At 44.5% G+C, this 23656-nt stretch carries 21 protein-coding genes; 12 read left to right on the top strand and 9 right to left on the bottom strand.

Annotated features, from left to right (window positions below):
• The first annotated feature begins 5 nt into the window (after window positions 1-5).
• The 9 genes from A3EU_RS0121610 to rny all read left to right on the top strand — a co-directional run bounded on the left by A3EU_RS0121610 (window position 6) and on the right by rny (window position 9236).
• Complete coding sequence (locus tag A3EU_RS0121610; protein ID WP_020538289.1) at window positions 6-647, top strand: hypothetical protein; 642 nt, start codon at window positions 6-8, stop codon at window positions 645-647.
• Window positions 628-1062 (top strand): nitrous oxide reductase accessory protein NosL, encoded by a 435-nt coding sequence (locus A3EU_RS0121605; RefSeq protein WP_020538288.1) that lies wholly within the window; start codon window positions 628-630, stop codon window positions 1060-1062. The genes A3EU_RS0121610 and A3EU_RS0121605 overlap by 20 nt, the downstream gene beginning before the upstream one ends.
• Window positions 1063-1064: 2 nt before the next feature.
• Window positions 1065-2297, top strand: a complete 1233-nt coding sequence (locus A3EU_RS0121600; protein WP_156825859.1) for a nitrous oxide reductase family maturation protein NosD — start codon at window positions 1065-1067, stop codon at window positions 2295-2297.
• Window positions 2294-3031: an ABC transporter ATP-binding protein gene (locus A3EU_RS0121595; protein WP_020538286.1), complete on the top strand. Its 738-nt coding sequence runs from the start codon at window positions 2294-2296 to the stop codon at window positions 3029-3031. Before A3EU_RS0121600 ends, A3EU_RS0121595 begins: the two co-directional genes overlap by 4 nt.
• Before the next feature lie 10 nt (window positions 3032-3041).
• A complete protein-coding gene (locus tag A3EU_RS0121590) occupies window positions 3042-3824 on the top strand; it encodes a hypothetical protein (RefSeq protein WP_020538285.1) in 783 nt (260 codons plus the stop codon).
• A 278-nt stretch (window positions 3825-4102) separates the two neighbouring features.
• The gene (gene pheT, locus A3EU_RS0121585) at window positions 4103-6553 is read left to right on the top strand and encodes a phenylalanine--tRNA ligase subunit beta (protein ID WP_020538284.1); all 2451 of its coding nucleotides are present in this window, start codon (window positions 4103-4105) and stop codon (window positions 6551-6553) included.
• Between the two features lie 298 nt (window positions 6554-6851).
• Window positions 6852-7154: a hypothetical protein gene (locus tag A3EU_RS31345; RefSeq protein WP_044086313.1), complete on the top strand. Its 303-nt coding sequence runs from the start codon at window positions 6852-6854 to the stop codon at window positions 7152-7154.
• Between the two features lie 3 nt (window positions 7155-7157).
• Entirely contained in the window at window positions 7158-7454 is a 297-nt protein-coding gene (locus tag A3EU_RS0121570; RefSeq protein ID WP_020538281.1) for a cell division protein ZapA, read from the top strand.
• A gap of 99 nt (window positions 7455-7553) precedes the next feature.
• On the top strand, window positions 7554-9236 hold the full coding sequence (rny, locus tag A3EU_RS0121565; protein WP_026211522.1) for a ribonuclease Y: 1683 nt from the start codon (window positions 7554-7556) through the stop codon (window positions 9234-9236).
• Window positions 9237-9332: 96 nt separating this feature from the next.
• Here rny and A3EU_RS0121560 read toward each other — a convergent pair whose 3' ends face one another.
• From A3EU_RS0121560 to proS, 6 genes are all read right to left on the bottom strand, one after another.
• Window positions 9333-10088 (bottom strand): metal ABC transporter ATP-binding protein, encoded by a 756-nt coding sequence (locus tag A3EU_RS0121560; protein ID WP_020538279.1) that lies wholly within the window; start codon window positions 10086-10088, stop codon window positions 9333-9335.
• Entirely contained in the window at window positions 10085-11104 is a 1020-nt protein-coding gene (locus tag A3EU_RS0121555) for a metal ABC transporter solute-binding protein, Zn/Mn family (RefSeq protein ID WP_156825858.1), read from the bottom strand. Before A3EU_RS0121555 ends, A3EU_RS0121560 begins: the two co-directional genes overlap by 4 nt.
• Window positions 11105-11108: 4 nt before the next feature.
• Window positions 11109-11777 (bottom strand): metal-dependent transcriptional regulator, encoded by a 669-nt coding sequence (locus A3EU_RS0121550; RefSeq protein WP_020538277.1) that lies wholly within the window; start codon window positions 11775-11777, stop codon window positions 11109-11111.
• A 168-nt stretch (window positions 11778-11945) separates the two neighbouring features.
• Window positions 11946-13535, bottom strand: coding sequence for a M28 family peptidase (locus A3EU_RS0121545; RefSeq protein ID WP_020538276.1), 1590 nt, complete (start codon window positions 13533-13535; stop codon window positions 11946-11948).
• A gap of 248 nt (window positions 13536-13783) precedes the next feature.
• Window positions 13784-14428: a DUF4291 domain-containing protein gene (locus A3EU_RS0121540; protein ID WP_020538275.1), complete on the bottom strand. Its 645-nt coding sequence runs from the start codon at window positions 14426-14428 to the stop codon at window positions 13784-13786.
• 105 nt (window positions 14429-14533) lie between these two features.
• Entirely contained in the window at window positions 14534-16006 is a 1473-nt protein-coding gene (proS, locus tag A3EU_RS0121535; protein WP_020538274.1) for a proline--tRNA ligase, read from the bottom strand.
• Window positions 16007-16295: 289 nt separating this feature from the next.
• On the opposite strand from proS, the gene A3EU_RS34360 reads away from it, so the two are divergent.
• Window positions 16296-17831, top strand: coding sequence for a hypothetical protein (locus A3EU_RS34360; RefSeq protein ID WP_156825857.1), 1536 nt, complete (start codon window positions 16296-16298; stop codon window positions 17829-17831).
• A 120-nt stretch (window positions 17832-17951) separates the two neighbouring features.
• The gene (locus tag A3EU_RS0121515) at window positions 17952-19409 is read left to right on the top strand and encodes a hypothetical protein (RefSeq protein WP_020538270.1); all 1458 of its coding nucleotides are present in this window, start codon (window positions 17952-17954) and stop codon (window positions 19407-19409) included.
• A 95-nt stretch (window positions 19410-19504) separates the two neighbouring features.
• Here A3EU_RS0121515 and argH read toward each other — a convergent pair whose 3' ends face one another.
• Genes argH through A3EU_RS0121500 form a run of 3 tightly spaced genes read right to left on the bottom strand, consistent with a single transcriptional unit; the run spans window position 19505 to window position 22527 of the window.
• Window positions 19505-20854 (bottom strand): argininosuccinate lyase, encoded by a 1350-nt coding sequence (gene argH / locus A3EU_RS0121510; RefSeq protein WP_020538269.1) that lies wholly within the window; start codon window positions 20852-20854, stop codon window positions 19505-19507.
• Window positions 20847-21401, bottom strand: a complete 555-nt coding sequence (locus tag A3EU_RS0121505) for a hotdog domain-containing protein (RefSeq protein WP_020538268.1) — start codon at window positions 21399-21401, stop codon at window positions 20847-20849. Before A3EU_RS0121505 ends, argH begins: the two co-directional genes overlap by 8 nt.
• A gap of 37 nt (window positions 21402-21438) precedes the next feature.
• Window positions 21439-22527: a M20/M25/M40 family metallo-hydrolase gene (locus tag A3EU_RS0121500; RefSeq protein WP_020538267.1), complete on the bottom strand. Its 1089-nt coding sequence runs from the start codon at window positions 22525-22527 to the stop codon at window positions 21439-21441.
• Window positions 22528-22738: 211 nt separating this feature from the next.
• On the opposite strand from A3EU_RS0121500, the gene A3EU_RS0121495 reads away from it, so the two are divergent.
• Window positions 22739-23656 carry a Ppx/GppA phosphatase family protein gene (locus A3EU_RS0121495; protein ID WP_020538266.1) on the top strand — a complete coding sequence of 306 codons (918 nt, stop codon included), beginning with the start codon at window positions 22739-22741 and terminating at the stop codon, window positions 23654-23656.

The raw sequence follows: 23656 nt of genomic DNA, 5'->3' as shown, positions 1-23656 counted from the left end.
TCCAAATGACCGGTACAGCAATCCACCGCTGTACCGGTCAACAAAGCCTTACCATGAAACGTCTGCCTCAATTCTTCATGATCTTGGCCGCGCTCAGCCTACTCATGCTTTTCGTTTTCCCGATGTGGAAAATACAATTATTTGCCCCTCAATATCCTGATGGCGTAGAGATGCACATTTCCATTAATAAAATCGGTGGAAAGACCCCAGGCACCTTACAAAACATCAATATCCTCAACCATTATGTGGGGATGAAAGAAATAGATCCGGATGCAATTCCTGAGTTAAAGTACTTTCCGATGGTAATCATCGGTGTTATTGTCCTTGGATTGATTGCGGCATTAATTAATCGTCCTTACGCATTTATAGGGTGGCTCATCTTCTTTGCCATCTTGTGTGCTTTAGGGCTTTATGACTTCTATCTATGGGAGTATGACTACGGTCACAATTTAAGTGATACCGCTCCAATAAAAATCCCCGGAGCATCCTTTCAACCTCCGGTCATTGGTAGAAAAGAAATCATCAATTTCACCGCCGTTTCTCTTCCTCATATTGGGGGCTACTTCGTAGGCTTATCTTTCCTTTTGGGAGGAACAGCATGGTGGTTAAAACGCAAAAACGATCAGCATGAAACAGTTGCTTCTTAGCCTCAGCTTACCGCTAATATTCCTAGCCTGCACCCCTGAGCCACAACCCATTGAATACGGTGCTGACAAATGTGAATTTTGTCGCATGACCATCGTCGACCTACAGCACGCAGCAGAGGTCGTGACCGCCAAAGGACGTGCCTACAAATTTGATGCGATTGAATGTCAAATCCATTATTTACAAGAAAATCAAGACACTGAATTTGCTTTTACATTGGTCAATGATTATTCAAAAACAACAGGCGATTTGCATCCCGCCGAGGAGTGTACTTTTCTAATCAGCCCTAATATTTCCAGCCCAATGGGAGCTAACCTTTCTGCTTTTTTTGATGCTTCTACAGCTCAGGAATTTCAGCAAGCGAAAGACGGGAAGCTATACACCTGGGAAGAAGTCCAAGATCAAATAAAACGATAAATATGCGAATTTTAGTGATCGGATTATGCTGTATGATAAGTGTATTGGCTGTTCAGGCCAAAACCATCACCGTCTGCCCATCCTGCTCAACGCCTACCATCCAAAAGGCAATTGACCAAGCTGTAAGCGGCGATGAGATACTGGTCAAAGCAGGCACCTATCAGGAATCTGGACTGACCATTACCTGCCCGCTTGTACTTCGCGGAGAAGGTATGCCCGTCATCGACGGGCAGCGTAAGGGTGAAATCCTTATTATTGCTGCCGATAGTGTAACCGTTACAGGGCTGGAGTTCCAAAACGCAGGCGTAAGTCACATTTCTGACCTGGCAGCGATTCGCGTCAAACGACACGATTATTTCACGGTCACTAACAACCGGGTCATCAACGCTTTTTTTGGTATTTACATTGAAAATGGCAAGCACGGAACGATCAAAAACAATGTACTATTGGGCCGTGCCAATAATGAAATGGATTCCGGCAATGCCATCCATTGCTGGTATGCCGAAAACCTAACTATTTCTGACAACCTTGTAAGACGCTATCGAGATGGTATTTACCTGGAGTTTGTCAATAAAAGTATCATTGCTGACAACCTCAGTGAATTCAACATTCGCTACGGGCTGCATTTCATGTTCTCAAATGACAACAGCTACACCTGTAATACTTTTTACGACAACGGCGCGGGCGTAGCGGTTATGTTTTCCAAAAACATCAGCATGACGGAAAATCTCTTCGCCCAAAACTGGGGCAGGTCTTCCTATGGGTTATTGCTCAAAGAAATCTACGATGCAGAGATTATAGACAACGTTTTTCAGAAAAACACCATCGGCATCCTACTGGAAGGCTCCACTCGTTTGAATTATCAAAATAATAATTTTGTACGCAATGGCTGGGCTATTCAAATGAGCGGAGGCTGCCTGGACAATCATTTCACTAAGAACAACTTCACCAACAACTCTCTTGATTTGGTTGTCAACAGTCGGGTCAACAACAACACTTTCAATGGTAATTACTGGGGAGAATACACCGGCTACGACTTGGACCATGATGGCCTGGGCGATGTCCCACATCGTCCGATGAAGTTATTCTCGCACGTACTGACAGAGGCGCCAGAGGCTATTATTTTACTCCGCAGCTTCTTTGTTGACCTCATCAACTTTTCAGAAAAAGTTAGCCCGATTTTCACGCCAGAAAATGTCTTGGACGAGGCACCACTAATGCAAATAGTCAAATGATAAAGATTCAAAATCTCCACAAAGCCTTTGGCAAAAACACGGTTCTTAACGGCATTGATCTGCATATCAAAAAGGGCGGGCGGATAACTGCTGTTCTGGGACCAAACGGCTCAGGCAAAACAACCTTAATCAAGTGTATTTTAGGAATGGTGATTCCCAACACTGGCAATATCCAAATCCAGGGAAAAACAATCGCAGGCCAGTGGCAATACCGCAAGGCCATCGACTACCTGCCTCAAATCGCCCAGTTCCCGGAAAACCTGACCGTCAGAGAGCTTATCACCATGATCAAGGATATACGCCAGGCCCCAGCACAAGACGACAAGCTTATTCAACTCTTCGGCCTGGAGAACTACCTGGATGAACGGCTTATAAACCTCTCCGGTGGCACAAAGCAAAAAGTCAACCTCACCCTTGCATTTATGTATGACAGCCCTCTGGTCATTCTTGACGAACCTACTTCCGGACTTGACCCCGTAGCAATGGTGCGTCTACGTGCCCTTATCCGCGAGGAAAAACAGGCTGGTAAAACGATTATGATCACAACACATATCATGAGTTTTGTGGAGGAAATCGCCGATGACATTGTGTTTCTACTGGATGGAAAAATTTATTTTCAAGGCCCGATTCAAGCACTGCAAGAGCAACAACAGGAAACCAACCTGGAACGAGCAATCGCCAGTATCCTGGATCAAAAAACCTCTTCTTTGTCTACCCACGCTTTGACCTCTTAAATCATCTGAAATGAAAAAGATTCTAAAATATACGCTTTTCGATTTACTGCGAAGTCGTTGGAATTATATCTATTTCGGCTTTTACTTGATCTTCACGACTTCCTTACTGATGCTAAGTGGTGATGTTTCAACGGTTATTATCAGCCTGATGAATGTTATTCTGATCCTTTGCCCTCTGATTGCCACCATTTTCGGAGTCATGTACGCGTACAATTCCCGTGAATTCACCGTCTTACTACTGGCACAACCTATCCGCAGAAGTGCTATTTTCTGGGGCCAATATTTCGGCCTCGCACTCTCCTTATCTCTTTGTCTCTTGCTGGGAATCGGCTTGCCCTTTCTCTACTATGGCCTCTCTTCTTCCGGAGCGGCCTGGGAATTTTTGACTCTACTAGGCAATGGGTTGTTACTGACATTTATTTTCTCTGGATTGGCCTTCTTAATTGCACTTCGCAATGACAACAAAATCAGGGGTTTTGGCTTAGCCATTCTGACATGGTTATTCTTTGCGGTTGTTTACGACGGGATCGTCTTGTTGCTCCTCCTGTTTTTCAGGGATTATCCCCTTGAAAATGCGGCTTTAGGGCTAAGTATTCTCAACCCTATTGATTTATCTCGAATACTCATTCTGCTCAAGCTAGACATCTCTGCCTTGATGGGATATACGGGAGCTGTTTTCCAAAAATTCTTCGGCACCCTTTGGGGGACCATCGTGACCTTGCTCTCCTTGGGGCTCTGGGTACTAATTCCGGTTCTCTCTATCAGAATGATTGCGAAACGCAAAGATTTCTAGGAAGAGCACATTGGAATATTGATTCTCTGACATTTTTTGTGTTTTGAGTCAATCGAAAGTAAAAACAACGCTCCTTTATCAGTCACTTAACATTTTCACTTTAGCTTGACCACAAAAATTATCAGAGAAGGGGGATATTTAAAAAGTTCCTTTAAACCCATTCTCTTTTTCCTATCTTTGCCCCCTTAAATCAAGCCCTTACTGGAACTTTTTAAAAAAGAAAGGGCTTGAAAGAGAAAGCGCAATATTAAATACAGGATCATAGACTTTAGGTAAAGATGAACGTATCCCTCAGCTGGCTGCGCCAGTATATAGACACGAAAGACCTCAGCCCTGAAACCATTGGCGATATTTTGACAAGTACCGGCCTCGAAGTGGAAGGTATGGAAGAAGTAGAAACCATCCCCGGTGGTCTACGTGGCCTAGTGGTTGGTGAAGTAAAAGAATGTGGCAAACACCCTGGTGCCGATCGGCTTTCACTTACCAAAGTTGATGTTGGTGGTGATGAATTAATTTCTATTGTTTGTGGAGCACCTAACGTGGCCGCCGGACAAAAAGTGGTCGTAGCTACCGTTGGTGCAGAACTCCACCCCGTCGAAGGAGATCCGTTTACCATTAAAAAAGGTAAAATTCGTGGCGAGGTTTCTGAAGGCATGATTTGCGCCGAAGACGAAATCGGCCTTGGCCATAGTCATGACGGCATCATCGTCCTTCCTGCCGACGCTACCGTTGGCCAACTTGCTCGTGACTATTATGGTGTAGAAACGGACTACGTTTACGAAATAGGGCTTACGCCCAATCGCTCTGATGCAACCAACCATCTAGGAGTAGCTTATGATCTGGCTGCCGCACTGCGCGTCAATCACCAGCATGAAGGTAAAGTGCAACCTCCTAGTGTAGATGCTTTTGCTATAGCGAATACCAATCTACAAATCCCCGTAGAGGTCCGCAACACCAAAGCCTGCCCCCGCTACTCTGGGGTAACCATCAGCAACCTAACGATCAAAGAATCTCCAGACTGGCTGAAGGCTCGCTTGAATGCGGTAGGAGTTCGCCCTATCAACAATGTCGTGGATATCACCAACTTCGTCTTGCACGAACTTGGTCAACCGCTTCATGCTTTTGACCTCGACGAAGTCAAGGGTAAGAAAATCATCGTAGAAACGCTCCCTGCGAAAACCAAATTCCACTCCCTAGACGAGGTCGAACGTGAACTTCACGAAGAAGATCTCATGATTTGTGATGGAGAAGGAAGCCCCATGTGTATCGGCGGGGTATTCGGCGGTATTACATCTGGCGTAAAGGACAGTACAACGGCCATTTTCCTTGAATCTGCCCACTTCGATCCGGAGTTCATTCGCCGGACAAGTATGCGGCACAACCTGCGGACAGATGCCGCCAAGGTTTACGAAAAAGGGAGTGATCCTAACATTACCGTTTTTGCGCTTAAAAGAGCAGTGCTACTCTTGGAAGAACTAGCAGGTGGAGTGGTCGCTTCCGAGATCATTGATATTTACCCGGAAGTCAAAGCACCAGCACGTATTAAGGTTCGCTATCAGCGTGTCAATGAACTCATTGGCGTGGATATCCCCGCAGATAAAGTACATGGCATTCTGGAGGCAATGGGAATGGCGATCCTGGAAAACGACGACAAAGCTTTCACAGTAGAAGTGCCAACCAATAAATCCGATGTCCTTCGAGAAGTAGACATGATTGAGGAGATATTGCGCATCTATGGTTTCAACAATGTGCCTATCCCTTCAAAGGTGACCACCAGTATGGCCATTGCGCCCAGCCCTAGTCCAAGTGAAATCCGCAACAAAATCGGCGACTTGCTAGCAGCTCAAGGCTTCAACGAGATGATGGCATTGAGTTTGTCTGAGTCCCGGTATTACCAGACGGAGGAAACACTGGTTCCTGCCGAAGAATTGGTCTACATCAATAATACTTCCAATGTCCACCTGGACATTATGCGTCCACACATGGTGTACAGCGGACTAGAGGCAATTCTGCGCAACCAGAACCGTCAAGAGAGTGACTTACGTCTCTTTGAGTTCGGTCGTACCTACCGCAAAGAAGACGAAGGTTTCGAAGAAATAAACCGACTTACCTTATTTATGACAGGCCGTCGTCAAGCAGAAAGCTGGCTTGCCGATGACCAAGCTATGGTGAGTTACTACGGGCTAAAAGCCTACGTTGACAGTATCCTGACCCGCCTGGGCGTACAAGGCTTCCAACAAGAGGAAGTTTCAGAAAAAGGGGTAATCGTCTATGGTACACGTTACTTCCGTGGGCCAAAAGAGCTCGTACGCTTTGGTCGCTTACAAGGCAGTCTCCTCAAGGGCATGGACATCAAAGGAGAAGTTTTCTATGCTGACTTCAACTGGGATCATGTCTTCAAGGCACTTCCCAAAAAGCGGGTACAATTTACAGAACTCAACAAGTACCCTAGCATGCGTAGGGACTTGGCAGTAGTCGTTGACCAAGCCGTTAAATTTAGTGACATCGCCGCAATTGCTGGCAAAACCGCTAAAAAATTACTGCGAGAAACCAATCTTTTTGATCTATACATCAACGAAGATCAACTGGGAGCAGGCAAGAAATCTTACGCTGTTAGTTTCATCTTTGAAGACCCTAGCCGTACGCTAAAAGTCAAAGAAATTGATAAAGTAATGGAAAAAATAATTACAACCTGCGAAACGAAACTTGGGGCTCAAATTCGCCGCTAGCCAAATAGATTGCGCGATACACAACTTTCATTGCAAAGAATATTAGAGACAGGGGATTGATCTTACAAGATCAGTCTCCTGTTTTTCACTTAAGAGGAAAGTCAAAAAAATACTGAATCGCACACATTGTTGATAATTCGATGAAATTTAGTGATATTGTGCCCGGTACTGCAAAGGCAGAACAAATGCTTAAAATGCAGAGACATGTCCTTTTAGTATTATTTACACTTGTGCCCTATCAGGTACAACTGGATACAGCGAATTTGCGTTTACTAAGAAGCAAATGAATTGCCCAAGTATGGAATTGAATACGCGACTGCAACAGATTGTCCAAAAACTTGAACGCTTACAGAATAAGCTACAGGCTATGGATGCAGAGAATGACCGACTTCGGGCAGTAAACCAAACATTGAAACAACAGCTAGAAACACAGCAAAAAGCCGTGGAGAAAGCTGGACATAATATTTCGGAGCACGCACCAGTGAGTAAGGAAAAGAAGCAGAAAGAAGTGCGGGCAGCATTAGATCAGGATATTCGTCAACAGATAGATCACTACCTCAAAGAAATCGATAAGTGTATCGAATGGCTGGGGCAGCAATAAGCGATGACGGAGGAGAATATGATAAAAATAACGGTCATTATTGCCGGTCGGCCTTATCCCTTGAGGATCAAAGCAGCCGACGAACCGGCCGTACGTAAAATCGTCAAAGAGGTGAATGATAAAATCACCACTTTTCAGTCGGCTTACCAAGGCCGGGATAAGCAAGATGGCTTATCCATGACCATCCTCACCTACGCTTTTGATCTTTATAAATTACGCCAGGACAAACCGCTCGTGAATGAGCCCGGTATTGATTCTCACCTGGATACTATCGACGAAATACTCGAACAGCTGCTCTAGTACTTTTACCTTTTTACTCCCTTCCTTTTCTACTGACTGCGTAACTCCGGTCTGATGCAGCATGATGCATCAGCTCACATTTTTAAAATCCAAGCCATTATGGAGATAGGTATAGGACTAGGAATTGGTCTCGTGGTGGGTTTAATTGTCGGGTTTATTATTATGATGATGCGCAACAAAAGCGCCATCAATTCAAAACTCGAGGAGATCAACGCACGCTCTGATCAGGAGATCAAGGAGGCACGTCTGAGTGCAAAACGCCTGATCGACGAAGCAGAAACAAAAGCGGAAAAAATTACGGGTACTGCTGATCTGAAAAACGAAAAGATCAAACAGCAAAAAATCCAGGAAGCTAAAGAAAAATTCAACCGCTACCGTTCAGATTTTGACAAATACAAAGCCGAACAAAAGGTTGAACTAAAAGAAGCTCAAATAGAAACCAAGGCCTTAATCAAGGAATTGGAACAAAAGCAGAACACCTTCAAAGACCGAGAGCAAAAACTGGAAGACTTAAGGCTCGACATCGAATCACGCGGCACTGAGATCGACTCTATTCGTGAAAACCTGGAGAAACAGCTAAAGATCGTCGGAAAGAAGAAGGAAGAATTGGAAAATGCGAGTGAACGCCATATTCGCGAACTTGAAAAAGTAGCCAACCTTTCTCAGACAGAAGCCAAAGAACAACTTCTGCAAGCTGTAAAAGCCAAAGCAGAAACGGATGCGATGTCAATTATCAAGAACTCCGTAGAAGAAGCCAAAGCTACCGCTGCAAAAGACGCCAAGAAAATCGTTATTCAANCCATCCAGCGGATGTGTGCGGAATACACCATTGAGAATACCGTTTCTGTATTCAACCTCGAAAGTGATGACCTCAAAGGGCAAATCATTGGTCGCGAAGGACGTAATATCCGGGCACTAGAGGCTGCTACCGGAGCCGAGATCATCGTCGATGACACGCCAGAAGCCATCGTCATTTCCAGTTTCGACCCTATTCGTAGAGAAGTTTGTCGCCTTTCGCTAAAACGCCTTGTTGCTGATGGCCGTATTCACCCTGCACGTATCGAGGAGGTTGTCGCTAAAGTGCGCAAGCAAATTGATGAGCAAATTCAGGAAATTGGCGAACGCACAGTGATTGATTTGGATATCCACGGCCTGCATCCTTACCTCGTAAAAATGGTAGGCCGTATGCGTTTCCGTTCTTCCTACGGGCAGAACCTGCTCAAGCACTCTATTGAAACAGCTAACCTGTGTGCAACCATGGCCGCTGAACTAGGCCTGAGTAGCAAACAAGTAAAACTGGCTAAACGTGCCGGTCTATTACATGACATTGGCAAAGTAGCAGAGGAACAAAGCGAACTTTCGCACGCACTACTCGGCATGGAAATTTGCCAGAAGCACAACGAACACGCTGCCGTTGTAAACGCAGTAGGTGCTCACCACGACGAGATAGAGATGAACAACATCCTCTCTCCTGTCATCCAAGCTTGTGATGCTATTTCCGGTGCTCGCCCCGGTGCCCGCCGCGAGATACTGGAAAGCTACCTCAAGCGTATCACCGAACTCGAAGAACTGGCAATGGGCCACGAAGGTGTACAAAAAGCCTTCGCCATGCAGGCTGGTCGTGAACTTCGCGTAATCGTCGAATCAGAAAAAGTTTCTGATCAGCACGCTGATGATTTGTCTTTCATGATTTCTCAGAAAATCCAAGATGAAATGCAGTATCCTGGTCAAATTAAAGTGACGGTAATCCGGGAAAAACGCGCGGTGAATTACGCAAGGTAAGAATTGGTTGGATGGTTAGAGCGTTGGATTGTTCGATGGTTGGATAGTAGAAGTTACTTCAACCAGCAAACAATCCAACCAACAAAACCATCCAACCTATTTCCCGTCAATCACTCCCATCTGGTGTAAAATAGGGAGTTGCCCGCTGTAGGTTTTGGCAATATTATCTTCTGTAAAGGTATGCTCCGTAGGCCCGTAGGCAATCATGCGCTGATTGAGTAGGACGACTTGATCAAAATAAGTTGTAACAGTAGACAAGTCGTGATGAACAACCAATAGTGTCTTCCCTTCACTAGCCAATCGTTTTAATACTTGTACGATCTTCTCCTCCGTTGTAATATCCACACCTACAAAAGGCTCGTCAAGTAGAAAAATATCCGCTTCTTGGCAAAGGGCACGCGCCAAAAAAACACGCTGCTGCTGCCCACCAGATAATTCTCCAATCTGACGTTTTGCTAACGCCGTTATATCCAATTCCTCCATGGCAGCGTTGGCCTTGGCTCGATCTGCTGAGGAGAGCCGGCTAAAAACCTTTTTATGAGGATAACGGCCCATGAGCACAACGTCTAATACCGTCGCAGGAAAATTCCAATCTACATCTGTTTTTTGAGGAACGTAGACCACTTCTTTGCGTTGTGCCTCAATCGGTAACTTATTAACCTTTATGTCCCCTGCTGACACTTCAATCAAGCCGAGAATAGCTTTAAATAGCGTTGATTTTCCAGCTCCGTTAGGGCCTAGGATGCCATAAACATGCCCTCCTTCTATTCGTAGATATATATTACTGAGTACCCGCTTACGCTCATAAGAAACAGAGAGGTCTTCAATCGTCATTACTGTTGATGTACTCATGCTCCTGTATTTAACTTAACCACCATAAAGAAAAAACTACCAGCCATGATTAACAAAATGAACCCAAAGAGCAGGTAATTCTGCGTTGTATTCTCTTCCTCTTCTTCATGATTAAGCGTTTCCTTATCCAAACTCAACCCTTCTGCTATCGTATGTGCATTATGGCGCAACATGTCTATATAAGTACCTCCAGGACCATCTTTTTCACCTAAAGAATCTGCGAAAAGGCTCCCGCCAATGATGACATTGTTATCCTTGGCCAAAACCTTGAGCAACTTGGGGTTGATTGTACTTTCAATAAACAAGGCAGGCACCTCTGTTTCTTGCAAAACCCTGGTGAGTCGGCGAATATCAGAGGTTTGCACATCCGCATCCGTAGAGGTGCCCAAAACAGCCTCTACTTGTACACCATATCTACGTCCAAAATACCGGAAGGCGTCGTGGGACGTGATCAAAATTCGTTTATGGCGAGGAATGTCCGTAATTATTTTCTCAATTTCCAGATCTAAATCTTCCAGTTGCTGGCGGTAAATCTGATAATTAAAATTAAATTCAGCTTCATATTCTGGTGCCAGGGTAACCAAGGCATCTCGGATATTTTGAATATAAACCAAGCCATTGCGCGTAGACATCCAAGCATGAGGATCGGCAGAATTTTCATGCACATCGCTCTCTATGATATCAATTCCTTTGGTTATTGTCGTGATTTGACCTGTAAATCCGGAGTTAACCACCAATTCATCAATCCAACCCTCAAAAGTAAGTCCATTCCGCAAGACCAGGTCAGCCCGAGCTACTAACTGCACATCCGAAGGCGTGGGTTCATAAATATGTGGATCACCTCCCACCGGGACGATCATCTCTATGTCGATAAGGTTTCCACCAATTACTTCCGCCATATCCGCAAACATAGACGCAGAAGCAACCACAAGTGGTCGATCTTCCGCTTGGGCGTTCAAGGTAAATCCTACGCACAATACAGCAAGAAACTTAACCAGAAGTATTCCTCGAAGCATCTTTCTATTTCTTTTGTACATATAAATTTTGTCCAACTTTTTGAGAAATAAGTAGCTTTTGCTCGTCTGCAACCTCCAACTGAAGGGAGTTGTCATAGGCAAACCGCTCACCTATCACCAGTTCAGCACCTAATAACAATCCTGTCCGTTCCAGATACTGCAAAAAGGGTGTACTGTGATCCTTAACTCCTACAACAACTGCTTTCTGACCTACTGGCAATTGACTGAGCAATACTTGTTGGCGCTCTGTTATTCTTCCGTTTTCATCGGGGATGGGATCGCCATGGGGGTCATACTTTGGGAAATCCAGAAACTCATCTAAACGGTTGATCAATTCCCTCGACTGAATGTGCTCGAGTTGTTCCGCCAATTCATGTACCTCATCCCAAGTAAAGTTGAGTTTTTCAACGAGGAAGGTCTCCCATAAACGGTGTTTACGCACCAAGTGAATAGCCGTAATTTCACCTAGGTCTGTCAATCGTACACCTTTCCTTTTTTGATAATGGATCAAGTCTTTTTGCGAAAGCCTGTTGATCATATCCGTCACCGAAGCAGCAGAGGTATTCATCTCCACTGAGATGGAGTTATTGCTAACGGGGGTACCGCTTTGGCGGCTAATCTTGTAAATGGCTTTGAGATAATTCTCTTCCGCCTGGGATAACTGATCTGGCATAAAACGAATGCATTAATTTAGACGCATCTAAAAAAACAATTAGAGCCAGCAATTTACAAGAATTCTATCAGACAAACAAACTTGGGTGTGAGGGTGTAAACGTGTAAGTGTTTAAAAGTGTAAGAGTCGACTTTTACACCTTTACACCCTCCTAAACTTTACACCTGACTAAGGCTTCACACCAACATCCACCTTAATCCGCTCATCACGATTAGCCAATTCCCAAGCGGTATAAAATACCAACTTACCGATTCTAGCCATTTTTTCAAAGTTGATTTTATCAACAGTATCGGTATCCTGGTGATAATCGGCATGTGTGCCATTGAAGTAAAAAACGGCAGGAATACCCCGCTCAGCAAAATTGTAATGATCAGAGCGATAATAATAGCGATTTGGATCATCCTCTGCATTATAAGTATAATCCAATTCTAGCTGCGTGTACTTTTCGTTAGCCGTTTCGTTGATCTCATGCAAGCTTGTACTCAGACGATCAGAACCGATGACATAAATATAATTAGGATCGGCAGCGTGCTTTTCATCAACCCGGCCTACCATATCTACATTGATGTTGGCAATTGTACTTTCTAAAGGGAATAGTGGGTGATTAACATAAAACTCAGAACCTAAAAGGCCTTTTTCTTCCCCGGAAACCAACATAAACAAGATGCTCCGTCTAGGGCCAACGCCTGCTTCTTTAGCGAGTGTAAATGCTTGAGCTATTTCGAGTACAGTAGAGGTACCCGATCCGTTGTCATCTGCTCCGTTAAAGATGGAGTTACCTCGGCGACCAATATGATCATAGTGAGCTGTTACAATCAATAATTCGTCTTTTAAAACAGGATCAGATCCTTCAACATAAGCGAGCATGTTTTCGCCCAATAATTCTTTAACTTTCTTTTGCTGGGTAAGCGCCAAGTCAACGGAAATGCTTACCGACTTGGGCTTGCCTTTCTTTTCAATACGCTTCCTTGCTTTCACAACCTTACCGTACGAAGCCCCCAGAATGGTTTTAGCCGTTTCCGACGAGATGTAAATACTATTACTGTAATTGTCTGCTGGCTTTTCGCTAAAACCCATGTGCATCCTACTATCCAGAGAAATTTTTCTGGCGCTGCTCAGGTTCCTTTGGAAATTAGGATCAAGAATAAGCACTGTTTCCACACCGTGCCGACGAGCAGCTTTTAGCTTTAGTGAAATATCTTCCGACCATACAGAAACCTCCTCTGTACCCGAGATATAAGAAACGCCATCTCGATCTTTAGGTTCTCCATCCATAATCAGAATGGTTTTACCTTCTAGTTTTTGATTACCATAATCATCGTACTCCTCACTTTCAATACCATAACCAAGAAAGACTACTTCATCAGTCATCACTTTAGCCCGATCAGCATTTTTTGAAGGATAAGCATAGTAATCCCACAAATGGCGTTTGCTACTACCGTTGATAACAAAATCGATTTCTTGCCAACGCTCAGAGATAAAAGAGATGGGCTGTGAATAAGTTTGCTCCGGTCCAACCCCTGGCAAGCCATAGCCTTTGATAATTTCTTCGAGATAACGAGCAGCTTTGTATTGGCCCGGTTGTCCGGTCTCGCGCCCTTCCATTTCATCATCCGCCAAAACGGTAAGGTGACGAGTAAGGTCTTCTACTGTAATCGTATTGGCATAAGTAATAGCCGGATCTTCTGTTGGTCTTTCCTGGGCAAATAAATTCAGGCCCAATAAGGCGAAGAATAACACTAAACTTGTCTTTATCATTTTTTACGCTTTTAGGAACAGCACAAAAATAGATTAAGATTTTATTTTCCATAATAGATAACTAAGCGATCCACTTTAAGCGTGTTGTCTATTTGGAAAATTCCAGAAAACTCTTAATCTATTTTTTACGCAATACTTAGAAGAGTGAATTTAGTAATAATAGCAGAGATCCCTGTGCAATTAACCGTCAGCCAGGAGCATAATGATCTAAATTCAACGGTTTTTGCGATAAAAAACACCCCCTCTCTCTAATCTGCACCAAGACGCTGCTGAATTAAAGGATATTCCCCTAAGGGAAATACATTTTCCACTGGCACTTCTAGTTTTGCAACACCTGATTCCGAGAGCACTGAAAATTGTTGTTTTGCAAAGTTCGTTACGTCCGTGATTTCCAATATCCACTCCTTATTGAATCGTTGCACCCAATCTCCCCGAAGCCCTATTTGAATTGCCCGTCGATCAAGTTTTTGTCCATGAGGATCATGATCTGGGTCCCACTGTAACCTAACATCCGAATTACCCAATGCTGCCTGCCAACTTTCCCGATCCTGATAAATAGCTTCCTGAAAACTTGAATGCACAGCTGCTTCGAGGATAGCTAAAAAACCATCCAGTTTTAAGCGAATAGCCAGAATACGTTCTTGATTAGGCTTCGTTGCCCAACCTGCCCGATACATCATCCACATAAAGCCAGGCTTGATCCAGGTCATCCGGGAAAACGAATAATGGGGCCCGCCAAAGGATTGTTCTCGTATTGCAAAATCTGCAATCCCCGGATGATAAGCCTGGTAAACGATTATATCATCTGATGTGAATTGGGCACAAAGGTGTTGGCCTATAACAGGTAGGCGATTTTGCTGTTCTTGGTAATTTTCTAGTAGTAATGAAGACATAGTTAAAATAAAAAAGCGTGAACAGTAATCTACTGCTCACGCTGGTTGACTGATTCTTCGCGCTGGGATCATTTATTTTGCACTGTTCCCTACGCGTTGTTTTCGTTAATAAGCCTTAGCAAATAAGACTCTCCTGCTGGAGGGTTTGCCGCTGAACACGCATTGCCCCTCTTCTTCGGGAGCATCATTGGGTATACAACGAATCGTAGCCTTGGTTAGTTCCTTGATCTTCTGTTCCGTTTCATTGGTACCATCCCAGTGAGCAGAAATAAAACCAGGAATATCCTCTTTCAAGACCGCTTTGAACTCCTCGAAGGTATCTACAACAGTAGTTTTTTCTTCACGGAATTTCAGCGCACGATTAAACAGGTTATCCTGAATATCTCCCAACAGTTGTTCGATATAACCCACTACCCCATCTAAAGGCTGAGTCGATTTTTCCTTAGTATCCCGGCGTGCAATTTCTACAACACCTTTTTCCAGATCACGCTTGCCAATACCTACTCGCACAGGTACACCACGTAGTTCGTGTTCNGCAAATTTAAACCCAGGCCGCTTCTTGGCGTCGGTGTCATATTGTACACGGATACCTTTGGCTTTCAATTCTTTCATTAGCTTTTCAGCTACCTCATCAATCTCTGCTCCTGGTTTTGGAATAGGAATGATCACCACTTGCACCGGAGCCAACTTAGGAGGTAGTACTAAGCCTTCATTATCAGAATGTGTCATAATCAGGCCACCAATCAAGCGGGTAGATACTCCCCAGGATGTTGCCCAAACATACTCTTCCCTGTTATTTTCATTTGAAAATTTAACATCAAAAGCTTTCGCAAAATTCTGCCCCAAAAAGTGAGAAGTACCTGCCTGTAAAGCTTTACCATCCTGCATCAGTGCTTCGATGGTGTAAGTATCATCCGCACCGGCAAAACGTTCGCTTTCAGACTTGGTTCCACGGACAACAGGCATTGCCATGTATTCTTCCGCAAACTGAGCGTATACATCCTGCATACGCTTTGCTTCTTCAATAGCTTCCTCTTTGGTTGAATGAGCGGTATGCCCTTCCTGCCAAAGAAATTCGGCGGTTCTTAAAAACAGGCGTGTCCGCATTTCCCAACGAACGACATTTGCCCATTGGTTGATCAGCAAAGGTAGATCACGATAAGAATTGATCCAATCACGGTAAGTATTCCAGATGATCGCCTCGCTTGTAGGACGAACGACCAATTCTTCCTCCAACTTTGCCTCAGGGTCTACCATTAATTTCCCTGGCTCATCCGGGTTGTTTTTGAGCCGATAATGGGTTACTACCGCACATTCCTTCGCAAAGCCTTCGGCATTTTTTTCCTCAGCTTCAAATAAGCTCTTAGGTACAAAGAGAGGGAAGTAAGCATTGACGTGACCGGTTTCCTTGAACATTTTGTCCAACTGATCACGCATGTTTTCCCAGAGTGCGTAGCCATAAGGCTTAATTACCATACATCCCCGCACAGCGGAATTGTCAGCAAGGTTTGCTTTTTTTACAATGTCAATGTACCATTGAGAATAATCCTCGTCTCGATTCGCAATTGCTTTAGCCATAATCGTATTGTCCTTTTACTAAGTGTTGGCCAGGCCAACTTCTAAGTGGTATAAGCTGTTATTATATTAAAGACCTCTGAATGTCAAGTCGTTAGAAAGAACATTTTCAGGTGACTAAATTGTTCCCAAACCGTCTTAACAGTAGTTAAATCGCCTTGTTAATACTATTTAACACCCTCAAAAAGGGCTTTTAATAAGGTCTTAACTAAAAATCAGGCACAAAAGTAATAATTTAGTGTTTGATAAGTACAAAATGAGTGTAGCAGTAATTACGCCAAATAAAATGAATATGAAAAATAGAAACCTGACGGCCTGGATGTTACTACCCGCCCTGTTGCTGGTAGCCTCCGCGCTTTCGGCTCAGTACGACGATGTCTACTACGATCCGGCAACCGATTCTGACTACTATAATAACAATAATAGTAGCACCTACTACAACAACTCTTCTGCGAATACGAATTATAATGATGAGTATTATGACGAAGATTATGGCTATGATGATGACGAATATTATGATGATTACGACTACAACTACTCATCACGTATTCGACGTTTTCACCGCCCTTATTATGGCTTCGATTACTTCGACCCTTGCTATATAGATGCTTTCTACTACGATCCCTATGCTTTTGGCGGGACTACGGTATTGATTTACGATTCACCTTGGGGTTATAACCGCTGGAATCGTTTCAACCGTTTTAATCGTTGGAACAGCTGGAACCGCTTTAATTCGTGGAACTTTGGATATAATCCTTATGCTTTTGGCCCAAGTATTGGCGTTGGTTTTGGCTGGAACCGCTGGGGTAACGGTTGGAACAATGGCTGGAATAATGGTTGGAACAACGGCTGGGGCAACCGATGGAACAATGGTTGGGGAGGAGGTTACTCAAACTTCTACTGCCCACCAGCCTGGGGCAACAACTTTGTTTACAACACCACCAATGTTTACAACGACAACAATGTTACTACTGTAGCTTATGGTCCTCGCAGACTTGGCTCTACCGTAGCAGCAAGAACTAATAATCGCACAATTCCTTTACAGTCCGGTGGACCTACAGGTGTGACCAATAATCGCCCTAAAGCTACAGTATCGCTAGCGGAACGGGAACGCACCCGTAACAATAACACTCCTAGGGTCGATACAAACCGCCCTTCGGACAGTGCTGCTGGTCGTACGCGTGACTATACTCAGCCACAGCCATCAACTCGGCCAAGTAGTCCTAGTAATTCAACTTCTACTCGCCAGCCAGCTACGACAACTCGTAGTGCACCAAGTAGTAGTTACAATCCACGGACTGCACCAAGTAGTGAACCACGGGAAATCGCGCCTCCTCGTAGTACGCGACCATCGACAAGTACGTCAACAAGACCTTCTACTAGTCGGACGCAGCCTTCAGCAAGACCATCGAGCCGTACTTACCCAAGCACGCGACCATCAACCAGTACAAGGCCATCGACAAGACCAAGTACTCGGCCATCAACTCGGCCAAGTACAAGACCGTCGACCAGTACGAGACCTTCTACTCGACCAAGTAGTTCACGTAGTGGAGGCAATAGCAGACCAAGTACTTCTACAAGAAGTAGCAGCCGTCCCTCTAGTTCTAGCCGTGGTGGTGGCTCTAGTACCAGTCGTTCATCAAGTCGCCCTTCGAGCAGCGCCAGTCCTAGTCGGAGCAGCAGCTCCAGCAGGCCAAGTACCTCTTCTAGCCGGAGCTCAAGTAGCAGTCGGAGCAGTAGCTCAAGCAGCCGGAGCTCAAGTTCTTCTAGAAGCTCCTCTAGCCGCGGAGGTGGCAGTTCGAGCTCAAGCTCACGTCGTGGCGGATAAACGACCAAAAAATATATGGTTTCTATAAGATGAAATGGGTGGAGGTGGCAGCATTTCCACCCATTTTATTTTCCATCAGAAGAACAAACGCCCTCTACTAACCCGAAAATTTACTTTACAATGAACGTATTCAAACCTCTTGTTTTTTTCCTAACATTTTTATTTGGCAGTTTACTCACCGCTCAAAACTTTGGAGACGCCTTGCGTTATTCTGATTTTGATCCTATAGGAAGTGCTCGTTTCACTGGCGCAGGAGGAGCATTAGGCCCTTTGGGTGCCGACTTTTCCGTCATTAGTACCAACCCTGCTGGCTTAGGATGGATCAGGAAGTCTGAGTTTATGATCAGCCCAGGACTGTATATTAATTCTGCCAATACCCGTTTACTAAACGGTGACAACCAGCTGGATTTTGATGATGCAGCGGTACAATTCAATGTTCCTAATATTGGTATTGTTACCAGCTCACGTGGTGCTAACGGGATGGAGACCTTCAACTTTGCCATCGGCATAAATCGCTTGGCAGATTTCAACCAACAATTCTACTATCAGGGGGCTTCCAAAGGAAGTTTGGTGCAACGATTCGCGGAATTAGCCAATGATCGAGGGCTTGATGATTTTGAAGCTGGAGTAGCTTACGATGCAGAAGCTTTAATTCAAGATGACAATAGTGGTTTCTATTTCAGTGATTTTGACGGTCAAGAGGACGCTGTCATAGAACGTTCAGAGACAGTCATTCGCAGTGGTTCGTTAACGGAATTGTCTTTTGGGTTCGCTGGTAATGTACAGAATAAATTCCTCTGGGGATTAGCTGTTGGTGTTCCTTTTCTAAACTACCAGGAACAGAAAGAATATGCAGAAACCGACCCTACTGATGAAGTTTTTGTATTCAACGATCTCCGTTATACACAAGACCTGACGACCTCTGGAGCAGGTATCAACCTTAAACTGGGTTTCATTTACCGTGCGCATCAGGCCTTGCGGCTAAGCATGGCTATCCACACCCCTACTTTTTACCAGGTAGACGAAACTTTCGAGACAAGCATGGACTATAGTTATACGCTACCCGAGGAACCAGAAAGCAATGGCTTTGCCCAATCTCCGGAAGGACAGTTCAACTATAGCCTCCGCACCCCATGGCGACTTTTGGGAGGTATTGGTACTGTTTTTGGCAAAAGTGGCTTCCTTACCGGCGAAGTAGAATATGTTAACTACAGCAAAAATCGCTTCCTTTTTGATGGTTTCTCTACCGATGAAGCTGAAATCAATAAAGAAACCGAAGCAAACCTCTCTAGTGCTGTAAAAATTCGGACTGGCGCGGAATATGCGATTGGCAACTTTCGACTAAGAGGAGGAGTGGGTCTTCAGCAAGCTCCCATCGTTGGTGACAATACCTTTTATCCAACTGGTAGCTTTGGGTTAGGTTTACGCCAAAAAACGTATTATCTGGACTTTGCTTATCGTCGTGCTGGCCAAAAAACGACTTACACACCCTATCTTACTGCAGATGCAGCACAGCAATTCGTAAATAATGACACGGTCCGAGAAAACTTTGTGTTTACCCTCGGCTTTCGCTGGTAATTATTCGCGTCAAGACAAAGAGTCATAAACTTAGTAGCCCCAGGAAACAACGTTTTCTGGGGCTACTAAGTAAAGCTATTACACGAAGAGAACAACTAGTTGGTAAGCTGAGCCATAGCTTCCTCCCAGGAGAGAAAGTTGAATTGCTCCATTACACTATCTATTTTGCTCTTTATTTGTGGAAGGCAAAGGTTCCCAAGACTGCCTTCATGGGTATGTCCTAATTTTCGTGGAGGATCAAAAGTACCTGCAGCTATTTCTGCACCTATTTTTTGGTACGCATCGCGAAACGGCAATCCTTTGAGTACTGCTGCATTGACCGCTTCCACGCTATAAAGTAAACGGTACTTTTCGTCTTCCAAAAGGTTATTCTTAACCTCTAGATGAGTGATCGCATAGGTCGTTAGATCCAATACTTGCTTCATTTGTGAAATTGCAGGAAAGAGAACCTCCTTGAGTAACTGAAAATCACGATGATAACCTGAAGGTAAATTGCCATTGAGCTGGGCCATTTGCGCAGGCAGGGTAAGTAATTGATTACAGCGTCCACGGAGCAACTCAAAAACATCTGGATTTTTCTTGTGAGGCATGATACTGGACCCGGTGGTCAGATCATCAGGTAGTTTCAGAAAACCAAAATTCTGAGAGTTATACAAACAAACATCCATTGCCATTTTCCCCAGGGTCTGAGCTGTTCCCGCCAAGGCAAAACTAAAATTCAATTCTGTTTTACCCCTCCCCATTTGAGCATGGACTACATTATAGGCCAATTCTCGAAACCCTAGCAACTCCGTCGTTCGCTGACGGTTCAAAGGAAAAGAAGAGCCATATCCGGCCGCTGAACCCAACGGATTCTGGTTGATAATATGGTGGGTAGCGCGCCACAGCTCCAAATCATCTGTCAGGCTTTCGGCATACGCGCTGAACCACAAGCCAAAGCTGGAAACCATCGCCACCTGTAAATGTGTATATCCAGGAAGTAACACCTCTTTATTGGCTTCTGCTTTTTCTAGCAACAGGGAGCTCAAGGCTTCTATCTGACGAACAATGGTCGCCAATTCTGCGCGAAAAAACAATCGCAAATCAACTAAAACCTGATCGTTGCGAGAACGGCCACTATGAATTTTTTTACCAATATCCCCTAAAGCCGAAGTAAGCAACATTTCCACCTGAGAGTGTACATCTTCAACCCCTTCTTCAATAGAGAATTCGCCGTCTATCGCTTTTTGATAAAGCTGACGTAGTTTATCAGCCAGCAATTCATACTCTTCTGGAGGCAACAAGCCTACTTCACTAAGCATTTTTCCGTGAGCCAAGGAACCAGCAATATCAAAAGGAGCTAATTGAAGATCAAGTTCCCGATCACGGCCTACGGTAAAAGCTTCAATCTTGGCATCTAAGCCATACGCTTTCTGCCAAAGTTTGTTTTTAGGGGTATTACTCATTATTATTAGAAAGATTTACTTGGACGTTATATTCAGAAAGTATTTCCAGTGATTCCGCCGTACTGCCATCAAGGGCCCTATATTCTTCACTATGTGCTTTCTTCATTTCCATCCGGCGGATACTTTTAACAAATCGGCGGCGATCGATATCGCTATTCAAAATCAAGCCAGGCACGCTGGTTGTTTTACCTTCTTCATCCTTGGCAACCATAGTGAAGTAAGAAGAATTGCAATGTTTGACAAAGCCACTCTGAATATTCTCAGATTCTACCCGGATACCTACCACCATAGATGAGCGGCCTACATAATTGATAGACGCTTTCATGGTCACCAATTCGCCTATTTCAATCGGGTTGCGGAAGTCGACAGTATCTACAGAAGCAGTCACACAATAAGCACCTGAATACTTGGAAGCGCAAGCAAACGCAATCTGATCCATCAAAGAGAGAATATACCCCCCGTGGATTTTACCCCCAAAATTAGAATGGGATGGCTGCATCAGTACTGAAATGAAGACTTCAGAATCCTTTACACTCTTATAATCCATTATTTATCAAAGTATTGCGCAGAAAACAAATTGCGTTTTATTTTCGTGCTGTTCCAAATTTAAGTTGTCCGAGAACGCTAAGGTAAGTCTTGATACCGGCAATGATTTCTGTTCGGCGGATGAATTCATCTGCCGTATGAGAACGAGCACTGTCTCCAGGGCCCAGTTTAATAGTAGGAAAAGGCATCAGCGCTTGATCACTGAGAGTGGGTGACCCATAAGTAGACAAGCCAAGGATAGCAACAGCTTTCGCCAGCGGATGGTCGGCAGCTATCCCTGATGATTGTAAACGTAATGAACGCGGCGTCAACTTTGATTGGCACACGGCTTGTAGTGCGGCCACGACCTCCTCGTTAGTATAATGCTCGTTCACTCTTACGTCCACCACAAATTGGCAACGGTCAGGTACCACATTATGCTGGCTGCCTGCGGCAATTTGGGTAACTGAAACCTTGACACCTTCTAGCATAGAGGATATTTTCGGAAAAGTGTATTCTCGTAGCTGAGCGATATCATCCAGTGCAATGTACAAAGCATTGGTGCCTTCCTCCCGGGCAGCATGCCCAGAGACGCCTTTTGCCTCACCGTCAATAACGATCAGGCCTCGCTCTGCTATGGCAACATGGCCTAGCGTGGGTTCGCCAACAATTCCTCCGGCTAGTGGCCCTAGCTCTGGCAAAATATGAGCAATCCCTCCGGCGCCACTGATCTCTTCTTCCGCAGTAGCGGCCATGATAAGGTTAAAAGGCAAGTTCTTCTGATCTTTAAGCAATAGAAATGCAGCGATCAGGCTCACTAGGGGGCCACCGGCATCGTTGCTTCCCAAACCAAAAAGTTGATCTCCTTCCCAATTGGCCACAAAAGGGTCACGTTGCCAACTAGCAGCTGGTTTGACCGTATCGTGATGGGAATTCAGCAGAATAACAGGCAAGTCTGTTTGCCAATGAGGGTGCTTTACCCAAACGTTATTTTTGCTTCGATTTACTGCTAGCCCATTGTTTTCAAAAAAAACAGCAATAAGGTCGGCCGTTTCTTTTTCTTCCTTAGAAAAGGAACGAGTACAAATAAGCTGCTCCAGTAACTGGATCACCTGAATACAGACCGGATGTTGAGCATTTACCTCCAAAATCTTCTTTTTTACGAAAGTAAAGACTTCCGCAAAAGACTACCAAGGAATAGTTCAGGATTAAAACGATTTACTACAACCGCTAAGGAATGGTGCAGTAATAAATTTACATTCCTAAAAGCTTTAGAGCCTCAGTTCTTACTTCTGTTTTTTTTTAAAAAAAACACAGAGATCAAATTGCGTATGTTTGTTCTTCAACTAATTACCTGTTATGTCCAAGTTTGCTGTCATCGACTGTGGAACCAATACCTTCCACCTACTTATCGCTCAGCCTAAGCCAGAAGGAGGATTCTCCACGATTTATCGTGAAAGAAGGTTTATTAAATTAGCTGAAGATGGCATTCAACGCATTGGCAAAAATGCATATCAGCGGGCCTTGAGTGCGTTGGAGGCTTATGCTCAAAAGATAAACGAATACCAAGTCGCGGCCACTCGAGTATCTGGTACTGCTGCCTTGCGCACCGCAGAGAATGGCCCACAGTTCGTTGCCGAAGTAAAAGCAAAAACTGGCCTAGAAATCGCCATTATTCCCGGCAAGGAAGAGGCACAACTCATTTACGAAGGTGTCCGCCAGGCGATTGGCCCTCAAGAGGCACCGTGGATGGTTATGGATATTGGAGGTGGCAGTGTAGAATTCATTATTGTTGACCAAACAGGGGTTAAATGGTTTGAGAGTTTCCCTGTGGGAGTAGCTGTTTTGTACAAAAAGCTTCACCAAACGGAGCCCATCAGCAGTATCGAAATAGAGCAGACCCGGCTATTTCTAAAGAGCAAACTGGTCGACCTAGAACTAGCACTTAGTCGCTTCCCTACGCATCACCTCGTAGGTGCCGCAGGTACTTTTGATGTGATTGCCAATATACTAGGGACCGTTAGGCCGACCCCTCATTGCGACGAAGTTGCTCTTGATGGCTTTGAAAATCTCTATCAACGAATTCTCAGTGCTAATCAAGAAGAACGCCATACTATGACAGATATCCCCGATGATAGGGCAGATATGATTGTCGTTGCAATGATTCTCGTAAAGCTTGTTTTAAAAATAGCTAAAGTGGAAAAACTAACCGTTTCTCGTTTCTCTATGAAAGAAGGTATGCTTGCCCAGATGCTAGCCGAACAAGAGAAAAGTTAG

The organism is Lewinella cohaerens DSM 23179 (assembly GCF_000379805.1).
In the GTDB taxonomy this organism is placed as follows: domain Bacteria; phylum Bacteroidota; class Bacteroidia; order Chitinophagales; family Saprospiraceae; genus Lewinella; species Lewinella cohaerens.
This window is presented reverse-complemented; position numbering and strand designations above follow the sequence as displayed.

Bases quoted from the DNA above. Each gene is read 5' to 3' on its own strand.
- A3EU_RS0121610 (WP_020538289.1), top strand. From the start codon at position 6: ATGACCGGTACAGCAATCCACCGCTGTACCGGTCAACAAAGCCTTACC.
- A3EU_RS0121605 (WP_020538288.1), top strand. From the start codon at position 628: ATGAAACAGTTGCTTCTTAGCCTCAGCTTACCGCTAATATTCCTAGCC.
- A3EU_RS0121600 (WP_156825859.1), top strand. From the start codon at position 1,065: ATGCGAATTTTAGTGATCGGATTATGCTGTATGATAAGTGTATTGGCT.
- A3EU_RS0121595 (WP_020538286.1), top strand. From the start codon at position 2,294: ATGATAAAGATTCAAAATCTCCACAAAGCCTTTGGCAAAAACACGGTT.
- A3EU_RS0121590 (WP_020538285.1), top strand. From the start codon at position 3,042: ATGAAAAAGATTCTAAAATATACGCTTTTCGATTTACTGCGAAGTCGT.
- pheT (WP_020538284.1), top strand. From the start codon at position 4,103: ATGAACGTATCCCTCAGCTGGCTGCGCCAGTATATAGACACGAAAGAC.
- A3EU_RS31345 (WP_044086313.1), top strand. From the start codon at position 6,852: ATGGAATTGAATACGCGACTGCAACAGATTGTCCAAAAACTTGAACGC.
- A3EU_RS0121570 (WP_020538281.1), top strand. From the start codon at position 7,158: ATGACGGAGGAGAATATGATAAAAATAACGGTCATTATTGCCGGTCGG.
- A3EU_RS0121560 (WP_020538279.1), bottom strand. From the start codon at position 10,088: ATGAGTACATCAACAGTAATGACGATTGAAGACCTCTCTGTTTCTTAT.
- A3EU_RS0121555 (WP_156825858.1), bottom strand. From the start codon at position 11,104: ATGCTTCGAGGAATACTTCTGGTTAAGTTTCTTGCTGTATTGTGCGTA.
- A3EU_RS0121550 (WP_020538277.1), bottom strand. From the start codon at position 11,777: ATGCCAGATCAGTTATCCCAGGCGGAAGAGAATTATCTCAAAGCCATT.
- A3EU_RS0121545 (WP_020538276.1), bottom strand. From the start codon at position 13,535: ATGATAAAGACAAGTTTAGTGTTATTCTTCGCCTTATTGGGCCTGAAT.
- A3EU_RS0121540 (WP_020538275.1), bottom strand. From the start codon at position 14,428: ATGTCTTCATTACTACTAGAAAATTACCAAGAACAGCAAAATCGCCTA.
- A3EU_RS34360 (WP_156825857.1), top strand. From the start codon at position 16,296: ATGAAAAATAGAAACCTGACGGCCTGGATGTTACTACCCGCCCTGTTG.
- A3EU_RS0121515 (WP_020538270.1), top strand. From the start codon at position 17,952: ATGAACGTATTCAAACCTCTTGTTTTTTTCCTAACATTTTTATTTGGC.
- argH (WP_020538269.1), bottom strand. From the start codon at position 20,854: ATGAGTAATACCCCTAAAAACAAACTTTGGCAGAAAGCGTATGGCTTA.
- A3EU_RS0121505 (WP_020538268.1), bottom strand. From the start codon at position 21,401: ATGGATTATAAGAGTGTAAAGGATTCTGAAGTCTTCATTTCAGTACTG.
- A3EU_RS0121495 (WP_020538266.1), top strand. From the start codon at position 22,739: ATGTCCAAGTTTGCTGTCATCGACTGTGGAACCAATACCTTCCACCTA.